The following is an 18,089-nucleotide window of genomic DNA, read 5'->3' on the forward strand; positions in this document are numbered from 1 at the left end:
TGCTGGAAATTTAAGGAAGGTTTTCTAAATCAATGGAAGTTTTTTCATTCCCTTTGTTAGCGGCAATTGCCGGTAACCTGAGTGCGCAGTTTGCCAAAGCCCTGATTCAGGGTATCAGCAAGAAAAGCCTGAGCCCGGAGGTGATCTTTGCCTCGGGTGGTATGCCCAGCAGCCATTCGTCAACGGTATCTGCCTTGACCATTGCTATTGGCCTTCATGAGGGCTTTGGCTCCAGCCTGTTTGCGATGTCGGCCGTCTTTACCGGCGTGGTTGCATACGATGCGATGGGGGTGCGCCTGGCCGCCGGCAGACATGCGGCTGCGCTGAATGTCGTCGTTGAGGAGCTGCGCATTCTCAGTGAGCTGGCGCGCGAAAACCGCCCCGACCGTGGTCGCCTGGTGATGCAGCGCTTCCGTGAACGCATCGGTCACAGCCTGGAAGAAGTCTTCGCCGGCCTTACCTTTGGTGGCTTGATCGCTGTCGCCTTTTATCATCTGTTCTATGCTTAAGCCTCACCAATAACAACCGAGGTAAGTTTCATGGAGTATCGTCGTTTAGGCCGTTCCGGGCTTCAGGTCAGTGCACTGTCTTTGGGTTCCTGGGTTACCTTTGGTAAACAGGTGAATATGCGTGATGCTAAAACCCTGTTGAAAACAGCCTATGATGCCGGGGTGAACTTCTTTGATAACGCCGAAGGCTATGAAGCCGGAGAATCTGAGAAGATTATGGGCGAAGCCATCGCCTCACTCGGCTTACCGCGGGATTCCTTCATTGTTTCCTCCAAGGTGTTCTGGGGCGGAGACCAACCCACACAGCGTGGCCTCAGCGCCAAACATGTACGCGACGCCTGCGATGCAGCGCTCGGCCGACTGAAGGTGGATTATCTCGATCTGTTTTACTGTCACCGCCCGGATATCGATACCCCGGTCGCTGAAACCGTGCGTGCCATGCACAACCTGATTCAGCAGGGTAAGGTGCTCTATTGGGGAACATCAGAATGGTCTGCCCAGCAGATTACCGAGGCGCACCTGGCTGCGCGCGAATTTGGCCTGACCCCGCCAACCATGGAGCAACCTCAATACAACCTGCTGCACCGCGATAAGGTCGAAGCTGAGTTCCTGCCGCTCTATGAAAACTATGGCATGGGCACCACCATCTGGTCACCACTGGCCTCGGGCTTACTGACCGGTAAGTACGCGGAAGGTATACCGGAGGGCAGCCGCCTTGCACTGCCGGGTTATGAATGGCTGCGTGAACTTTGGGAAACCGAAAACGGTAAGCAAAAACTAGAAGTCATCAAAAAGCTGCTGCCGCTGAGTAAAAAGCTGGGAGTTTCAATGCCGCATCTGGCGATTGCCTGGTGCTTGAAGAACCCTAACGTCAGCACCGTCATACTCGGCGCTTCACGTCTGAGTCAACTGGAAGATAACCTCGAGTCGCTGACTGCGGTTCCGAAACTGACCGACGATGTTATGCAGGAAATTGAAGCCATTGTCGGCAATAAGCCGGCGGCACCGCAACGCTGGTAGCCCGTCGCGGGTGAGCCATGCCGGTGGGCTGCTCACCTTTCCTGATCTTTCAGAAGTCATAATATTTGTGAAAGGCTTTGAGTCTGGCCAGCGGCTTCGCTATGCTTTCTGTGTTTTTGAAAACGTTACCAAAACAATAAGAAGAGACAAACTATGATGCCGTTCAGCCAACTCATTCCGCTGCGTCACTGGGAGAACCCCTCCGTGGTGCAACAAAATCGCTTGCCGGCGCACGCGCCGCTGGCAGGCTACTCATCTGCCAGTGATGCATTACACGGGCGTTCGTCAAACCGTCGACTGTTAAATGGCGACTGGTCTTTTGCTTTCTTTGATCAGCCCGAGCAGGTGCCGGATGCCATTGTGGATAACAATTTTGAGTTTCCGGATCGCATCAAGGTGCCGGCTAACTGGCAATTACAGGGCTTTGATCGCCCTATCTATACCAATGTGATCTACCCCTTTGAGGTGAACCCGCCGTTTGTTCCGGCGGAGAACCCGACCGGTGTTTACCGCTGCCACTTTCAGCTTTCAGCGGATGACATCGCTCAACAGACGCGCATCATTTTTGATGGCGCCAGCTCTATGCTGTATCTCTACTGTAATGGTCAATACGTTGGCCTGAGCAAAGACAGTCGATTGCCGGCAGAGTTTGATCTGTCACCGTTTGTTGCCGAAGGCGAGAACCAGATTACCGTCATCGTGCTGCGCTGGAGCGATGGCAGCTACCTGGAAGATCAGGACATGTGGTGGCTGAGCGGACTGTTCAGAGATGTGTCGCTGTTGATAAAGCCGCAGCTGGCGATCGCTGATTACAGCCTGCAGACTCAGCTCGATGCCTGCTATCGTGATGCGGTTCTGGCGATAGACACCCGCTTAAGCCGCTTGCCTGAATCTGCCGTTACGGTGCTGGCAGAGCTCTATGACGGGGATGCATTGGTTGCTTCGCAGCAGGTCTCCGCCGGTTCGGAAACGGTCGATGAACACGGTGGTTATCCGGAGATTGCCCAGCATCGTATCGCCATTGAAAACCCGAAAAAATGGACCGACGAAACGCCTAACCTCTATCAGCTGGTACTGAGCCTGTTGGATGAACAGGGTAAAGTGCTCGATGCCGAGCGCACGCAGGTGGGTTTCCGGGTGGTCGAAATCAAACAGGGCCAGCTTTGCGTTAACGGTCAGCCGCTGCTGATTCGCGGCGTTAACCGCCATGAGCATGACCCGAAAACAGCCCATGCGATCGATAAGGCCGGCATGGAAGCAGATATCCGCTTACTCAAGCAGTTTAACTTCAATGCCGTGCGCACCGCTCACTACCCGAATCACCCGGCCTTCTACGAGCTCTGTGACCAGTATGGCCTCTATGTGGTCGATGAAGCGAACCTGGAAACGCACGGTATCTGGCCCTGTTCACGGCTGTCGGAAGATCCGCAGTGGATGAACGCCTATATGGAACGGATGATGCGCTTGGTGCTGCGCGACCGCAATCACCCCTCGGTGATCATCTGGTCGCTGGGCAATGAATCTGGCATCGGTAAAAACCATCACGCCATGTATCAGTGGGCTAAACAGATGGACCCGACGCGACCGGTGCAATATGAAGGCGGCGGTTCCAATACCGATGCGACGGATATCATCTGCCCGATGTATTCGCGCGTCGATCAGGATCAGCCCTTCCCGGCGACCCCTAAGTGGGCCATCAAGAAGTGGGTCGGTATGCCGGGAGAGGATCGGCCGTTGATCCTCTGTGAGTATGCTCATGCCATGGGCAACAGCCTGGGCAGTTTTGATAAGTACTGGCAGGCATTTCGCCAGTACCCGCGTTTGCAGGGCGGCTTTATCTGGGATTGGGTCGATCAGGGTCTGCTCCGGCAGGATGAAAACGGCACCGACTATTATGCCTATGGCGGCGACTATGGTGATCAGCCTAATGACCGTCAGTTCTGCATCAATGGCCTGATCTTCCCGGACAGAACGCCGCACCCGACCGCCTTTGAAGCCAAATTTTGCCAGCAGCATATTCAGTTTGAGCAGGTAACCGGTGCTCATCTGGCGGTGAAGGTCAGCAGTGAATTTCTGTTCCGCACCACAGACCATGAGCAGTTGAACTGGTCTGTATTGGAAGATGGCGAGGTGATTCTCAGTGGCGCTCAGGCACTGCACCTGAAACCGGGCGAAACCCAACAGCTGATGTTGGCGGAGCAAGTGCCTGAAGCCAAAGCCGGTAAAGAATACTTACTGACCCTGAGTGTTGTGACCGGAGCCGAGCAGCGCTGGGCTGAGGCCGGCCACCTGATGGCGCAGGCGCAATTCGCACTAGCCATGAAGGCTGCGCTACCGATAACTCAGCAAACTGCTTCTGGCAGCCTCAGTGTTGAACGCGCAGAGCATATCCGCGTGCAGGCAGAGCATTGCTCGTGGGTGTTCGATGAAGCCACCGGTGATCTGATTCAGTGGTACAAAGACGGTAACGCCCAGCTGGCAGCGCCGCCGGTGGATAATTTCTGGCGTGCACCGGTGGATAATGACATTGGCGTCAGTGAAGCAACGCAGATGGACCCGAACTCCTGGGTTCACCGCTGGCAACAGGCTGGCCTGGATAACCTGAAGCCACAGCTCATTGGTTTTGAGCTGGTCGAAATGTCCAGTCAGGTTCTGGTACAGGTGACGCGCCGCTATATCGGCAACGGCAACGCCGTTATCGAGACGCACTGGCAGTATCGCCTGTTTGCCGATGGCCATTGGCAGCTCAGGGTGGATGTTGACCCTGCGAAGGGGCTACCGCCACTGGCCAGGGTGGGCATCGAGATGGCGCTGCCGGATGGCGGTCAGCCGATCAGCTGGTACGGACGTGGCCCAATGGAGAATTATCCGGATCGCAAGACCGCTGCTCTGCTTGGTAAGTACCGTGCTGAGGTCGATGAGCTGTTCACCCCTTATATTTTCCCGACTGAAAGTGGCCTGCGCTGTGATTGCCGAACGCTGTCGCTGGGTGATCTGACGGTTGAGGCCAGTAACTTTGCTTTTTCTGTCAGTCGATATCATCAGCAGCATCTGGCCAGCGTGCGGCATACCCATGAGCTGGTTGCTGACGATTGCCTCTACTTGCGGCTGGATTATGGCCACATGGGCGTGGGTGGCGATGACTCCTGGAGCCCGAGTGTGCATCCGGAATTCCAGCTCAATCAGCCGGGCTATCACTACCTGCTTAACTTTCTGTAGCACAAAAAAAAACCGGCCATGAAATTGGCCGGTTTCTTCGATAGCTGACGTTGAATCAGAACAGGTTCGACATGATGTCATCGAAGTAGGCAACATTGCCCGCACCGGATTTATCCCCGGTATAGATTGTCACGCCGCTGGGCGAAAATGCCGTGTTCAGCACTGGAATGTCATCCGCAATAATCTTGCGGTCAACAGCAACGGTGACCATGTCGTTTGCCCAGTAGATTTCAACCAGGTGCCATTCGTTAATGCTGACACTGCCGATTGAAGGGTCGAAGCTGCCGCTTTCGTACTGCACATCGCCTGAGCCGGAAATTTTCAGTTCAAAATAACGGTCAGAGTTATTTTTACCCACACCGAGATTGATGTAGGTGGATTTCAGGTTGCCTTCAGGAATATAAACCCTGGCTTTAACCAGACCGGAAGGGTGCTGACCGCCAGCGAACGGAACCCGGACATAAGGTTTGTCTTCGGTGGAATAGTCTGCAACTTTAAGCGAGTTGCGCCCACTGTAGGCGACGTCATTGCTGATTTCGCCGATCAGGGTTTCGCCATCCAGATAAAAAGTTTCAAAACTGGTTTCTACGGTGTCAATCTGAGAACCGACTGCGAAACCCTCTAGTTCAAATGTTCTGGCTTGTAAGTTGTTGGCACTGAGAAGGATAGAACAGGTAAAAATACTGACTAAAAAGGATTTAACACTCATCTTTCACACCATTTAAGTTCTGTGAATGGGTTTAAACTAACGCCATAGGGCGTGATAAACCTATTGGGCTGATTGCATCAGGCTATGCCGGTTAATGTAAATTAAAAAGCCCCGACTATTCAACGGGGCATTGATAATAGCAAGGTTACAGACTATCAGAACAAATCTGAACTCAAGTCGTCAACATAAGCGACGTTGCCTGTACTTTTGTTATCACCTGTGTAGATGACAATGCCCGTTGGAACGTTATCCGGATCGACAATCGGCAGGCCATCTTCGATCAGCTCGCCGTTGATGGTCAGGCTGAATGAACCTTCTGCCCATTCGATGACGTATTCGTTCCAGGTATCGCGTTGAACCTGGCTAATCTCAGGGTCACTTTTACCAGCTTCAAACTTAACTTTGCCTGAACCGGTTGATTGAATTTCCAGATAACGTTCAACGCCGTCAACGGTGACATCTTTACCGATCGCAACATAGGTTGATTTACCGTTACTGCCTGCGGTGTAGACTTTTACGCTGACCTTGCCTTCTGCAGCCGCGCCGTTGGCAAAGGCTTTATGAAGATAAGGTTTGGTGGTGGCAGAGCCATCCATCAGTTTGACTGAGTTGCTGCCACTGTAGGCTTGTTCGCTGGAAACAATGGCAGAAATATCTGAGCCATCCAGGTTAATGACAGAGAATGTGGCATCGGCTTTATCAATGGATTGGCCGGCGGTCATGCCGTCGAAATCAAATGATTGAGCCTGAGCGATACCAAAGCTCATTGCGCCTGCACAAATAACTCCGCTTAGAAGTTTTAATTTTTTCATTATCTGATCCTTTGTTTTTATTTTTAGCCAGTTTGCAATTTTATATTCGGCCGGCTTAAAAAGTAGTCACCCGAATAATTGTCTTACAATATTAGCGTGTGTTAAAGGGATCAAGTTTTGAGCCCTTTTTTAGAGGTAAAAAATAAAATTATGTCAAAAAACGGGCGATTTCTGCCGTTCCGGTTTATCTTTCTCATCAAAATGATCAGCTTATCGGGCAGCGTTAGCGCAAATTTCCAGATACTGTTTGATCACTGCCGGCATGCCCTGCTCCAGGCATTCAATAACCAATGCATGGCCAATGGAAACTTCCAGAATGCCCGGAATGGAAACAAACTTGCCGAGGTTTTCAAGGTTTAGATCGTGACCGCCATTTACCTCCAGGCCAAGTTTATTCGCCTCGACCGCGGCATCGTGATAATGCTGATGCACCTCTGCGTGACGTTCGGTTGAAAATTCACGGGCGTACTCTTCGGTGTAAAGTTCAATGCGGTCAGCTTCAGATTTTGCCGCTAACTGAACCTGTTCAACATCGGGGTCGAGGAAAACAGACACTCGTGTTCCGGTTTTTTTAAGACGCGTAAGAATAGGCTTCAGAAACTCAGCCTGGCTATGGAAGTCGAAACCGTGATCGGATGTTAATTGATCGGGGGCATCTGGCACCAGTGTGGTCTGCGCCGGTTTAACTTCTTCGATCAGTTGCAGAAATTCTTCAGAGGGGTAGCCCTCAATATTCAGTTCAATACCATCCAGCGGGCGGATCAGGTCGCCTAAGTCGCGTGCATCCTGACGGGTGATGTGGCGCTCATCCTGGCGCGGGTGAATGGTGATGCCACGAACACCCAAATCGATGAACTTTTTCGCAAACTCGATGACGTTAGGCGCATCCTGACCCCGGGAATTTCGCAGCAGGGCGATTTTGTTTACGTTTACACTCAGTTCAGTCATCATTTTTCCTGTCGATTTTGGTATCAAAGATAAAAGAGCGACTAGTTTAGCGATACGGAAAAAAGGTTGTAGTTTTTCTTTCGTTTATTTTTCAGGAACGTGCGGTATTGCGCCGCTACCGGCATCAGCGCCATGGGAGGCAAACCTTAATGAAGGGCACAGTGAATAAATTTGGCATGGCAATCCTGGCAGTGGCAACGCTGATCGGTGCGCTGGTGTGTTTTCAGTTGGGCTTTACCCAGCTTTCTGAGGTGCGCCAGATCGATCGTCTGCCCATCTCACCGGTCAGCGCGCTGGCAGATGGTATCTATGCCGTTTCCGGGCGGATTGAATCCAAAGGCCAGAGTGTCACAGCGCCCTACTCTAATGATCGCGTGGTCTATTACGAATACCTGCTGCAGGAGGAGCGCCGGGATTCAGACGGCAAACCGAATCTGCATACCATCGACAGTGGTGCCAGTGCCATAAATTTCCTGCTGCGCGATGCCTCTGGCGTGGTTGAGGTGAAACCGGGCTTTCAGATTTCACAGGTTGACTGGCAGGCGGAACGCACCTTCCGCAACAAATCCGGCAATAAGATTTACACCGAATGGACCTTTCGCGAAGGCGATGCCATCGAGCTGCTGGCCTGGTTCAACCCGGCAGACCTCAGCTTTAATCTGTCTGAGTGGCAGGGCAATCTGAACGCCATGGTCACCGTCGACGGTTTGGCCAGTGAGGGTGGCAAGGGCTTGTTTGGCGCCAGTCTGTTGGTGTCGCTGGCGGCGGGTTTGCTGGCAGTGAGCCTGGCTGCGGCGCTGGCGTTTTTTGGCGTGCACCGCTATTGGGTGTTTGTTGCTGCGATGACCGCAGGGTTAATGATCGTGCTGTGGAGCGTTGGCCTGTACCACCTGCAGAAAGACTGGCGCAATGCGGCTGGCATCTATCAGCAGCGCGCCAATGCTGTTTTAGCCGACCCCAGCCCGGTTAAGAATGAAGACTTATACGCGCTGTACTTCCGCATTGCCGAGAGCGCCAGCCAGTGGCCGGACAGTGCTCTGTTTAAGCAGGTCAGCCGCAATCAGTTTCCGCTGCCGAACGTGAGTACCGGCATCAGGCAGCAGATTGAGCGCGAACAGTCGGCGGTTGCCCACAGCCATTACGATCAGCAGGGAGTTGCCTTCGGTCTGGCGATTGCCGGGGCGATGTTCACGGCTGTACTCCTATTTGTCGCGCTGAAGGCCATTCGCTTCAAACGGCTGGTGGAATTTATACCCACGTCGCAAAGCACGGGCCTTGCCTATGGCTTAAGCGAGCTGTTTGGCATGATTGAGGTGGATGATGAGTTGCCCTTCATCAACAGCCATTTGAACCAGAACAAGTGCGTCGCCTACCGTTATGCGATTGAAGAAAAACGTGGCAGCGGTAAAAAAGCCAAGTGGGTGACGATTGACTCTGGTGAGCAGACCACCACCTTCTGGCTGGAAGATGAACTCGGTCGCGTCGCCATTGACCCGGTAGAAAGTGAAATCCGCTTTCCGGAAAAGCACGTTAAGCGTGAAGGCCAAATGCGTTACACCGAATACTGGCTGCCGCCCTACCGTAATGTTTATTGTCTGGGCTTTGCCGGTATTTCACCGGAGCGGAGCGATAAATTAACCCTGCAAAACAGTGACGACTTTCGCATGCTGATCACCACCCAGGAAGAGGAAGAAGTGGTTAAAGGCAAAGGCAGCCTTGGCTTTCTGCTGACCGGCCTGGCGTTGGGCTGCAGCCTGATGGCCGGCACCGTTTTGTTGGCTGCCAGCGGCATGCTGACACCGCTGGATCTAATTAAAACCTCGCTGATTGTGCCACTGCTGCTGACCATCGTTACCATTATTCTGCATTACAACGGACTGGTGTTTCTCAGGAATCGGGTCGATAAAACCCGTGCCGATATTGATACGTTACTGCAGCGCCGCCATGATTTGTGGCCACAGCTGTTCAACACGGTCGAGGGCTTTATGCAGCACGAAACCAAATTGCTGACGGCCATTGGTAAGTTGCGCTCTGGCGAAGTGCTGACCTCGCAGAACCCGGATCAGGTCGATAAGCAGATTGCTTATGAAGGCAAGGTCATGCAGGCCTTTAACGCCCGCATTGAGAGCTACCCCGAGCTGAAAGCTAACAGCCTGGTGCAGAAGGTTTCCCGGCAGATGCAGGCGAGTGAAGATGAACTGGCGCTGATCCGTCAGGGGTACAACGATTCGGTTGAACTTTATAACACCCAAACGGAAAAGCTGCCGGATGTGATTCTTGCGCGGTTATTTGGGTTTAAGAAGGCAGAGTTTTTTCAGCAGGACGACTGAGTGGCAAAAGCCCGGCTGAGGGTAGCCGGGCGACGGCGAGTTAGTTTAATTCTTCACCCGCTTCATCCATGGCAACTATCTCAGTTTCGGCCAGCGCTTTTTCTTTCCACGCGACCATGGCCGGGTGAGCGAGCAGCTTGTGCTGATACTGCGTTGCCGCTTCAGACAGCTTGACGCCGTAGGTTTCAAAGCGGAAAGCGACCGGTGCGTAGAAGCAATCGGCAATGGAAAACTCTTCAAACAACCAGCCGGAGGCATGGTGCGCGCTCCAGATTTCATCAATGCGGGCGATGTCGCGTTCAATGTCGGCGGTCATTTCAATACGGCGTCTGGCGCGAATATTCATCGGCATGGCGTTGCGCAATGCGCTGAAGCCTGAGTGCATTTCGCAGGTAATGGCGCGAGCCTTAGCTCGGGCGATCGGGCTTTTCGGCCAGCCCTGACCTTCAAGGTGAACCTCGCTGACGTACTCACAGATGGCGAGTGAATCCCAGATGGTGACGCTGTTCTCCACCAGCACCGGCACCTTGGCGGTGGCTGAATGCTTAAGCAGCCGCTCGCGCAGATCATCGCCGTTGAGCGACTCGTACACTTCGTTGAAATGAACCTTAAATGCTTTCAACAGTAACCAGGGCCGCAACGACCAGGTGGAGTAATTCTTGTTGGCAGTTACCAGTGTGATGTTCATCCGTTGTCTCCGATTATTGCGCTATCCATTGGTGCTCAATAATGAGCTGCTGGCCAGCATATACCTTGCCGGTAAATACCTGTCCGGCTGTAATTTGACCAACGCCCTTTGGGGTGCCGGTCATCAATATGTCGTTATCCTGCAGGGGCATAAAACCGTTTAATTCCTTCACAATGTCTGCCGGTGAATTAATCATCAGCTCAGTATCGCCCTGCTGCTGCAGTGTATTATCGATGTGTAATGTGAATGACAGCTGATCGACGGGCACGGTCAAAGCAACAAATTCGCTGAACAGTGCCGAGCCATTGAAGGCCTTGGCCCGCTCCCAGGGTAAGCCCTTTTCCTTCAGCTGACTTTGTTTTTGCCTTTTGGTTAAGTCTAGACCGAAAGCCACGGCCGATAATTTTTTATTTTGATACAGAAAGCTCAGTTCCGCCTCGAAGTGAATGGGCTCATCACGATGCGCCACCAGGCGGCCGCTGATGCTACTGGCCGGCTTATTGAAGAACACCATCTCTTTGGGGATTTCATTGTTGAGCTCCGCGATATGCTCAACATAGTTACGGCCAATACAGACAATCTTTCCCGGTGAAAAGCTACTTCCATTAAATGACAGAGGGTTCATCTCGGCTCCGGTTAAATTAACAGGGTGAACAAAAAGGCGATAACGGCGGGCAGCGCCTGAACGATATAGATCTTGCGGCTGATGCTGTAGCCACCGTAAAGGCCGGCAACAATGACGCAGCCGGTGAAGAACAACATCAGCGGTTTAGAAAGATCCGAGCCGATGGCCAGCAGGCTCCAGACTAAACCGGCCACAAGAAAGCCATTGTAGAGCCCCTGATTGGCGGCCATGGCTTTGCTGCGTTGGGCAAACTCCAGGCTGTTGTTGAACATCTTCAGGCCCAGTGGCCGGGTCCATAAAAACATCTCCACCACCAGAAAAAGCAGATGTTCGGCAGCGATAAGCGCCACCAGCAGGTAGGTGATCAGGGTCATAAGGTTTCCTTTTGTCAGGCCCGGGCGGTCAGTTTAGATTAATCAGGGTTCGGGGCTATCGGCGTTTGGTGCCGGTACGATCTTCCAGTAGGTGCCACGTTCCGTTTCGACCGGCTCCAGCCCGCGAAGCTCCGGTGGCATGCCTTCGGCCAGCCAGAGGTAGAGATCCATAATGGTTTGTGCGCCCTGAAAATAATACTCGTGGCCGAGAAAATCGGCATCGGAATCGGTTGCATCAATGGTATCAATGCCCGGAACGATGACGATGTCTGGCCCCGCTTCTCCGGCGCGCGGGTAGCGGTGCAATACCCGTGAGACCGACAGAGCAATATCATCCGACGAAACATAGAGGCTGACCGGAATACCAAAATCTGTCAGCTGGGGTGCGTAGTCGCGGCTGAATACGGTGGCATCGATATCGGGCGCCATGAACACCAGGGCAGCACTTCTGGCGATGTCTTCAGGGTGGTTTTCAAACTGCTCAATAATGGCATTCACCATCGCCCGGCTGCCCATGCTGTGTGCCATAAAAATAATCTGCTCGGCACTGGTTTGCCGGAACAGCTGGTCTACATACCAGTTGATATCACTCTGAGCCCAAAGCAGGTGGCCTTCATCGGCACTGTAGCGGGTGGCGTTGTGCTCTGAAGGCCAGCTGAAGAAGCTCACCGCGCCATCTATTTCCAGGTCGTAAGCCAGTTTGGCACTGATGCGGATAATGCGTTCAAACGGCACATTAAAGCCATGAATAAAGAACAGCAGCGTTTTGTCCGTTGACTCCTGCAACTGCTGATTGATCTGGCGGAAATGCTCGGTGGATTTGTAGCGGCTGATATCGAGCACCGCAGGCTGCTCTTCCGGGTCGCGCGTAAGAATCAGATTCCAGCGCATGTAGTTTTCCTGCTTGGCCTTGGGGTAATCATCGGGTATCGCCACCGTGCCGATGCCGTACTTCGGTGCCGAGCGATACTCGCCAAAGCGCTTATTGAGGTTGTCGTCGTTGGTGTCGTTGCGGTTTGTCGCGAAAAAAACCGGCACCTCGGAATAGCGGGTGTCGGCACTGGTGTTGATGGGCCGGGCATACTGGGCGCAGCTGCAGATCAGCACAGTCAGACAAACAGGTAACCACAGCCGGTGCATGGGCAGGGCCTCCGAGCTAGTTGCTCTTCTTGGATACGAACCAGTGCCCGGCAATAATCAGGGCGGCACCGGCCATGATGTACATATCGGCGACATTAAAGATGCCGGTGCGCAGGCCGCCAAAGCCGACATTCAGGAAGTCGACCACGGCGCCTTCGTTCATGGCACGGTCGATAAAGTTACTGAAACCACCGGCAAAGACCAGGCTTAGCGCGACCAGGCTGATGGTATCGACATCTTTACCTATAAACAGATAGACCAGCAGACCCATCAGGAACAGACCCACCAGGGCGGTGAAGATCCAGAAGCGCAGCTGTGGCGGTAAATTGTTACCCAGGCCCAGAAAGGCACCGATGTTTTCGGCGTAGGCAATGCGCAGTGTATCGGCCAGAAAGCTGTAGCGTGGCCCACCCTTGAGCGCTGAAACCGCCCAAACCTTGGTCAGTTGATCGAGAAAGATACCCACTAAAACGATGGGCGCTATGTACTTTAAACGGGTTTTCAGCATCGGTTTGTTCATCTGTTTCGGTCACGATTAGGCGGCGAGTATACCTGAAACCACCGGTCAGTCACCGCTGCCTGCATAGTGCGCTTAATCATGGAAGGTAAGTTAATGGTAACGGCTTAGACTTAATAATATCGCGCAGCACAAAGCTGGAGTGAACACCGTCGACCCCTTCAATGGTGGTGATCTTGTTAAGCAGCACCTTGTGGTAGGCGTCCATATCCGGCACCGCGATGCGCAGCTGATAGTCGGCATCCTGCCCGGTTACCAGAATGCATTCTATAACCTCATCGATCTCGCCAATGGCCTTTTCAAAGCGCGCAAAGCGATCCGGGGTATGGCGGTCCATGCGAATATTGATGATTGCGATCAGGTTCAGGTTGATGGCCTTGCGATTAAGCAGGGTAATGCGCTGATCAATAAAGCCCCGCTCCTCCAGGCTTTTAATGCGCCGTGAACAGGGCGAAGCCGAAAGCCCTACCCTTTCAGCGAGTTCCTGATTGGAAAAGCCGGCATTGGTTTGCAGCAGCTCCAGAATTTTGCGGTCAAATCGGTCCAGCTTTGGGCTATCGGCCATAGAAAACCTCCTGGGAGTCATAAATTTGCTAAGTTAATGAATTATACGAGATATTATTGCGTAAATTTATAAAATTGAAAGAATAACGCACAGACATTGTTCGGTCAGGCCCCTAGAATAGTTGTCATTGAATTAAGGGGGGCAACCCGGTACGGCTTTACCCGGCCAGTACAACGCAAACCTCGTTACCCGCGAGCAATGCCGGAAGCACCTTTCGTAACCCGCGAAGCAACACTCTTTACCCGGAGTAAAAAAGAATCCAGAAGAGGCACCCCAGCGGTGTCTTTTCGACTTTACTGTCAGAAGAAATAGTTGAACCAACAAGGGAACAGAGCAATGTCGACACAGAACGAAGCAAAAACCGTTGCACAGCAAATGGCCGCTGCCGGCTCATTTGATCACACCAAATACCGTTCTTACCCTGCTCTGACCCTGAAAGACCGCACCTGGCCGGATAAGGTTCTGACCAAAGCACCGACCATGTGCAGCGTAGACCTGCGCGATGGCAACCAGGCACTGGTTAAGCCGATGAGCGTTGAACAGAAAGTGAAGATGTTCAAGCTGCTGGTGAAATTGGGCTTCAAGGAGATCGAAATCGGTTTCCCTTCTGCTGCGCAACCGGAATATGACTTTGCCCGCCGCCTGATTGACGAAAACCTGATCCCGGATGACGTGACCATTCAGGTCTTGACCCAGGCGCGTGAGCATTTGATTGAAAAAACCTTCGAGTCGATGAAAGGCGTGAAGCGCGCCATTATTCACGTCTATAACTCCACCTCGACCGTGCAGCGTGAACAAACCTTCGGTATGAGCGAACAGCAGATTGCCGATATCGCCGTACAGGGCGCCAAGTGGGTGCAGGAATACGCTGAAAAGAATCCTGAATCCGAATGGGCGTTCGAATACTCTCCGGAAAGCTTTACCGGGACCGAAGTCGATTACGCCATTGAGGTCTGTAACAAGGTGATTGATGTCTGGCAGCCGAAGAACGGCCGCCATGTCATTATTAATTTGCCGGCGACGGTCGAGATGTCGACGCCTAACGTCTTCGCCGACCAGATCGAATACATGTGTCGCGGTCTGCATCAGCGTGAACACATCGCCGTAAGCCTGCACACCCACAACGATCGTGGCTGTGGTGTTGCCGCAACCGAATTGGGCTTGATGGCTGGGGGTGACCGTGTCGAAGGCGCATTGTTCGGTAATGGTGAGCGCACCGGTAATATGGATTTGGTGACCCTGGCGATGAACTTCTATTCGCAGGGCATCGACCCGACACTGGATTTCAGCAACGTTCAGGAAATGATCGACGTCTATCAGGAATGTACCGATTTACCGGTGCATCCGCGTCACCCGTGGGTCGGGGAATTGGTTTACACCGCCTTCTCCGGTTCGCATCAGGATGCCATTCGTAAGTCATTGCAGTTCCACAATGATAACCAGTTGCCGCATTGGGAGGTAGCTTACCTGCCGATTAATCCGGCTGACTTGGGGCGCGATTACGAGGCCGTTGTGCGCATCAACAGCCAGTCTGGTAAGGGCGGTGTTGCGCACGTGCTGGAGCGCGACTATGGCATCGAATTACCGAAGTGGATGCATGGCCATGTCAGTAAGGTGGTGCAGAAGGCTGCCGAGCAGGCCGGTACAGAAATTCGCAGTGTACAGATTAAAGAGCTGTTCGATGCGCACTTCAGTGCCATTCCGGATGGCTGGCATCTGTATGGCTATGATTTAACCTCCTCCTCGCAGCAGACTGAAGCCACCTTCCGCATTGAAGCCGCTGAGCCACTGGAATTAAAAGGCACTGGTCAGGGCGCACTGGAAGCGTTGGCGGATGCGCTGGGCAAGCATTACAAGGTGGTTATCAAGGTCACCCAGTTCGACGAACATGCCCTGCAGCAGGGTACCGATGCCGATGCGATTGCCAGCCTGTGCATCACTGTTGACGGTGTGGAATCGGTTGCGGTTTCGATCAATGAAGATACCACCACCGCGAATCTGCAGGCGTTGCTCTCTGCTGTTGGCCGGGTTAGCGCGCAACTGAACATTTAGTGCGGCTCAAGCCGCCGCGCTAAACAAATGATGCCCGTTTCATCGGGCATCTCAGACTGCTGACAAAGCAATCGCAGTCTTCGAGACGATGAAAAGGTATCGCTTAAATGGACGTCGAAAACATGGATGTTTTCGTCGAGCGTATCAGGACGATACTTGCAGCGGTCCATTTAAGCGATACCTTTTTGTCGGCGGGGTTTATCGATAACCAGTGATGCCCGTTTAATCGGGCATCTTTGCCCACAGGCAAAGAAACCGGCAGCCGTTACACCCGAAACTGACCGAGCTTATCGGTCACCTCGTTAACAGTGGCTACCATTTCCTGCGCAGCCAGCAAGCCATCCGTTGATAATGAATCGCCCTGCAGGGAAAGCTGCTCCAGCCGTTCCATATTATCAGTGACGGATTTTACGATGCGCTGCTGGCTTTCCGAGGCGCTGCGAATCTCCTGCCCGCGCTGGTCTATTTCATGGAACTGCTCCGTGATCGGGTTGATGGTGCTGCCCGACTTTCCGGCAGCGGCCACCGCCTCTTCTGTGGCCTGCTCACCCTTCTTCATTAGCTGCCACGACTGCTGGGTATTCTGCTCCAGTACGCCAAAGGACTGTTGAATGCTGACAATCAACAGCAGGGTCATCACGGCTGGTAAGGCGACCAAAGAGATCAGTTTGTATTTAACGTTCATTTTACGGCACGGCTGGCGGCGGAATTTGCACCGATGTTGCGCAGTTTTTATGACGTTTTTGTTGCCGCTTACATTTTTGAACGAAGATCAAAAGATTGACGGAAAGGCCAGAGGATGCGGGCTCGTTGAAGCAAGGCGTGCGTTATCAGAAAAGGTGTCATAAAAGTGAAATCAGAATTTCATATAAAGCCAGTAACGAGGTTTCATTGAATGGAGCAGGTGAAGTTGAATGTAAGGAGACGCCGATAAATTGCTCTTTGAGAATTAGATTTTGAATGTCAGCTGGGTAAATTCATTTCGTGACAGAGCCACACTGATTGTTAGCCTGTTGCTACTCACTTTGCCGCTGGCGCTGTACAGCTATTCGATCGTTGTGGTCGTGCGTGCCGATAAATTAATGCAGGCGACAGACGCTGCCAATGAAGCCGTCTATGAAGCTGAAATTCTGCTGGATCATATAAACGGCGCGTTGATCAGTCTGGCCTCGCTCGACGACTCCAGCCTTGACTGTAATGAGCCCATGCTGCGCCAGATGCATGAACTCAGCTTTGAGCTGATTGGCGTGGAAGCCTTTTATCTGCTGGGGGCTGACGGTCAGTTGCTGTGTACAGACTGGCTGGCTGCCTTTTCTACCTTTGATGCCAGCGCACCGGCGCGTTCCGGCATTCACTTCAGCCCTGAAGTCTATATTCCCGAAATTGGGCGCACCGGGGTGTATGTGTACCGCGTAAATGGCAGAGGCCAGTATATTGGCTCGTTGGTCGCCTCGGCCTACTTTCGGCAGGTGCTGAATCAGAATATCCCCGTTCAGGATGCATTGGCGTTCTACAACCGTAATTTTGAGCAGCCGGTCGCGCTCACGGGGTTGATCTCCAGCGAGCGCCTGGTCGCCATTCGACGGGCTCTGGAAACCCCGCAGGAGACGCTGTTCGAGGCCGACAGTCAATCCCGGATTATCACGGCGCACTCTCTGCAATACCCGCGACTGGTTGCCGTTTATTTACTGAAGAAGCAATCAGTTGCTGAGATTCTGGCGGCGCATATTTCTGAGCTTGTCATGATTCTGCTGCTCAGCCTGCTGGCGATGCTGGGCTGGTTTAATTTCCGCCATCAAAAGATACACTCATACCGCTTTCAGCTGCAGTTGGCTCTCAGGCACAGCGAGTTTGAGCCCTACTTTCAACCTATTGTTGATATGCGAACGGGCGAATGGCTCGGTGTTGAGATCTTGGCGCGCTGGTTTCGTGCCGGTACGTCGGTGGCGTCTCCGGATGAGTTTATCGGTAAGGCCGAGAAGCATGGATTGCTCAAGGCGCTCACCCGCCAGGTGACCACCAAGTCGATCGCCCTGATGGAAGACATCGTTGAGCGGTACCCGGATTTCTATTTTTCCATCAACCTGTCACCCAATCAGATGGATCAGGTTACCGTTGATTTCGTGGTTGGCTTGTTGCAGCAGAATGAGAAGATTAAGCCGTGTAACATCCGCTTTGAGATTACCGAGCAGGGGCTGGCAGAGGTCAACAAAGTGAAGTTCAGGCAAACCGTCGAACAGCTCAGTGCCCACGGAATATACATTGGCCTGGATGATTTCGGTGCGGGTCAATCGGGGCTGGAGTATTTCAGCAACATCACCCCGCATTTTCTTAAGATAGACCGCCGGTTTGTGTCCGCTATTCCTCATCCGCAGAGTGTGGATTACCAGATCCTGAAAACCATTGTGCAACTGGCGAAAATGCTCAACCTGACCATCGTTGCCGAAGGCATAGAAACGGAACAGCACGCCCGCTGGCTCATTGATCAGGGCATTCAGAAAGGCCAGGGTTGGCTTTATCACAAGCCAATGGCCGAGGCCGAACTCTGGGCGAAGCTGAGCGCAGAGTAATTTAGTTTGCC

The 18,089-nt window shown here is 52.9% G+C and carries 17 protein-coding genes; 7 read left to right on the forward strand and 10 right to left on the reverse strand.

Translation table 11 applies throughout. The features are described from left to right. Positions 1 to 32: 32 nt before the first annotated feature. From BCF53_RS01060 to BCF53_RS01070, 3 genes are all read left to right on the forward strand, one after another. Positions 33 to 509, forward strand: a complete 477-nt coding sequence (locus BCF53_RS01060) for a divergent PAP2 family protein (RefSeq protein WP_132698989.1) — start codon at positions 33 to 35, stop codon at positions 507 to 509. Between the two features lie 30 nt (positions 510 to 539). Further along, positions 540 to 1,529, forward strand: a complete 990-nt coding sequence (locus BCF53_RS01065; RefSeq protein WP_132698991.1) for a potassium channel beta subunit family protein — start codon at positions 540 to 542, stop codon at positions 1,527 to 1,529. Between the two features lie 153 nt (positions 1,530 to 1,682). After that, entirely contained in the window at positions 1,683 to 4,748 is a 3,066-nt protein-coding gene (locus BCF53_RS01070; protein ID WP_132698993.1) for a beta-galactosidase, read from the forward strand. A gap of 55 nt (positions 4,749 to 4,803) precedes the next feature. On the opposite strand, the gene BCF53_RS01075 is transcribed toward BCF53_RS01070, so the two are convergent. The 3 genes from BCF53_RS01075 to BCF53_RS01085 form a co-directional block, all read right to left on the reverse strand. Continuing rightward, the gene (locus BCF53_RS01075; protein ID WP_132698995.1) at positions 4,804 to 5,457 is read right to left on the reverse strand and encodes a hypothetical protein; all 654 of its coding nucleotides are present in this window, start codon (positions 5,455 to 5,457) and stop codon (positions 4,804 to 4,806) included. Positions 5,458 to 5,612: 155 nt separating this feature from the next. Then, complete coding sequence (locus BCF53_RS01080) at positions 5,613 to 6,269, reverse strand: hypothetical protein (RefSeq protein ID WP_132698997.1); 657 nt, start codon at positions 6,267 to 6,269, stop codon at positions 5,613 to 5,615. Positions 6,270 to 6,479: 210 nt separating this feature from the next. Then, the gene (locus tag BCF53_RS01085; protein WP_132698999.1) at positions 6,480 to 7,217 is read right to left on the reverse strand and encodes a pyridoxine 5'-phosphate synthase; all 738 of its coding nucleotides are present in this window, start codon (positions 7,215 to 7,217) and stop codon (positions 6,480 to 6,482) included. A 149-nt stretch (positions 7,218 to 7,366) separates the two neighbouring features. On the opposite strand from BCF53_RS01085, the gene BCF53_RS01090 reads away from it, so the two are divergent. Beyond that, positions 7,367 to 9,547: a LemA family protein gene (locus BCF53_RS01090; protein WP_132699001.1), complete on the forward strand. Its 2,181-nt coding sequence runs from the start codon at positions 7,367 to 7,369 to the stop codon at positions 9,545 to 9,547. A 40-nt stretch (positions 9,548 to 9,587) separates the two neighbouring features. On the opposite strand, the gene BCF53_RS01095 is transcribed toward BCF53_RS01090, so the two are convergent. The 6 genes from BCF53_RS01095 to BCF53_RS01120 form a co-directional block, all read right to left on the reverse strand. After that, a complete protein-coding gene (locus tag BCF53_RS01095) occupies positions 9,588 to 10,235 on the reverse strand; it encodes a glutathione S-transferase family protein (RefSeq protein WP_207902611.1) in 648 nt (215 codons plus the stop codon). Between the two features lie 13 nt (positions 10,236 to 10,248). After that, a complete protein-coding gene (locus BCF53_RS01100; RefSeq protein ID WP_132699003.1) occupies positions 10,249 to 10,860 on the reverse strand; it encodes a fumarylacetoacetate hydrolase family protein in 612 nt (203 codons plus the stop codon). Positions 10,861 to 10,871: 11 nt separating this feature from the next. Continuing rightward, positions 10,872 to 11,234 (reverse strand): DUF1304 domain-containing protein, encoded by a 363-nt coding sequence (locus tag BCF53_RS01105; protein WP_132699005.1) that lies wholly within the window; start codon positions 11,232 to 11,234, stop codon positions 10,872 to 10,874. A 42-nt stretch (positions 11,235 to 11,276) separates the two neighbouring features. After that, positions 11,277 to 12,374 carry an alpha/beta hydrolase gene (locus BCF53_RS01110; RefSeq protein ID WP_132699007.1) on the reverse strand — a complete coding sequence of 366 codons (1,098 nt, stop codon included), beginning with the start codon at positions 12,372 to 12,374 and terminating at the stop codon, positions 11,277 to 11,279. 16 nt (positions 12,375 to 12,390) lie between these two features. Beyond that, the gene (lspA, locus tag BCF53_RS01115; RefSeq protein ID WP_132699009.1) at positions 12,391 to 12,894 is read right to left on the reverse strand and encodes a signal peptidase II; all 504 of its coding nucleotides are present in this window, start codon (positions 12,892 to 12,894) and stop codon (positions 12,391 to 12,393) included. A gap of 76 nt (positions 12,895 to 12,970) precedes the next feature. Further along, positions 12,971 to 13,456: an Lrp/AsnC family transcriptional regulator gene (locus BCF53_RS01120; protein ID WP_207902612.1), complete on the reverse strand. Its 486-nt coding sequence runs from the start codon at positions 13,454 to 13,456 to the stop codon at positions 12,971 to 12,973. A gap of 336 nt (positions 13,457 to 13,792) precedes the next feature. Between BCF53_RS01120 and BCF53_RS01125 the strand changes: the two genes are divergently transcribed. Together BCF53_RS01125 and BCF53_RS01130 are read left to right on the forward strand one after the other, a co-directional pair. Continuing rightward, entirely contained in the window at positions 13,793 to 15,508 is a 1,716-nt protein-coding gene (locus BCF53_RS01125; protein ID WP_165901771.1) for a 2-isopropylmalate synthase, read from the forward strand. 107 nt (positions 15,509 to 15,615) lie between these two features. Beyond that, complete coding sequence (locus BCF53_RS01130; RefSeq protein ID WP_132699013.1) at positions 15,616 to 15,723, forward strand: glutaminyl-tRNA synthetase; 108 nt, start codon at positions 15,616 to 15,618, stop codon at positions 15,721 to 15,723. A gap of 50 nt (positions 15,724 to 15,773) precedes the next feature. Here BCF53_RS01130 and BCF53_RS01135 read toward each other — a convergent pair whose 3' ends face one another. After that, complete coding sequence (locus BCF53_RS01135; protein ID WP_132699015.1) at positions 15,774 to 16,193, reverse strand: methyl-accepting chemotaxis protein; 420 nt, start codon at positions 16,191 to 16,193, stop codon at positions 15,774 to 15,776. A gap of 271 nt (positions 16,194 to 16,464) precedes the next feature. Here BCF53_RS01135 and BCF53_RS01140 point away from each other — a divergent pair, with 271 nt between their 5' ends. Next, complete coding sequence (locus BCF53_RS01140) at positions 16,465 to 18,078, forward strand: EAL domain-containing protein (protein ID WP_132699017.1); 1,614 nt, start codon at positions 16,465 to 16,467, stop codon at positions 18,076 to 18,078. The last annotated feature ends 11 nt before the right edge of the window (positions 18,079 to 18,089 follow it).

Source organism: Reinekea marinisedimentorum (genome assembly GCF_004341165.1).
Classification (GTDB): Bacteria; Pseudomonadota; Gammaproteobacteria; order Pseudomonadales; family Natronospirillaceae; genus Reinekea; species Reinekea marinisedimentorum.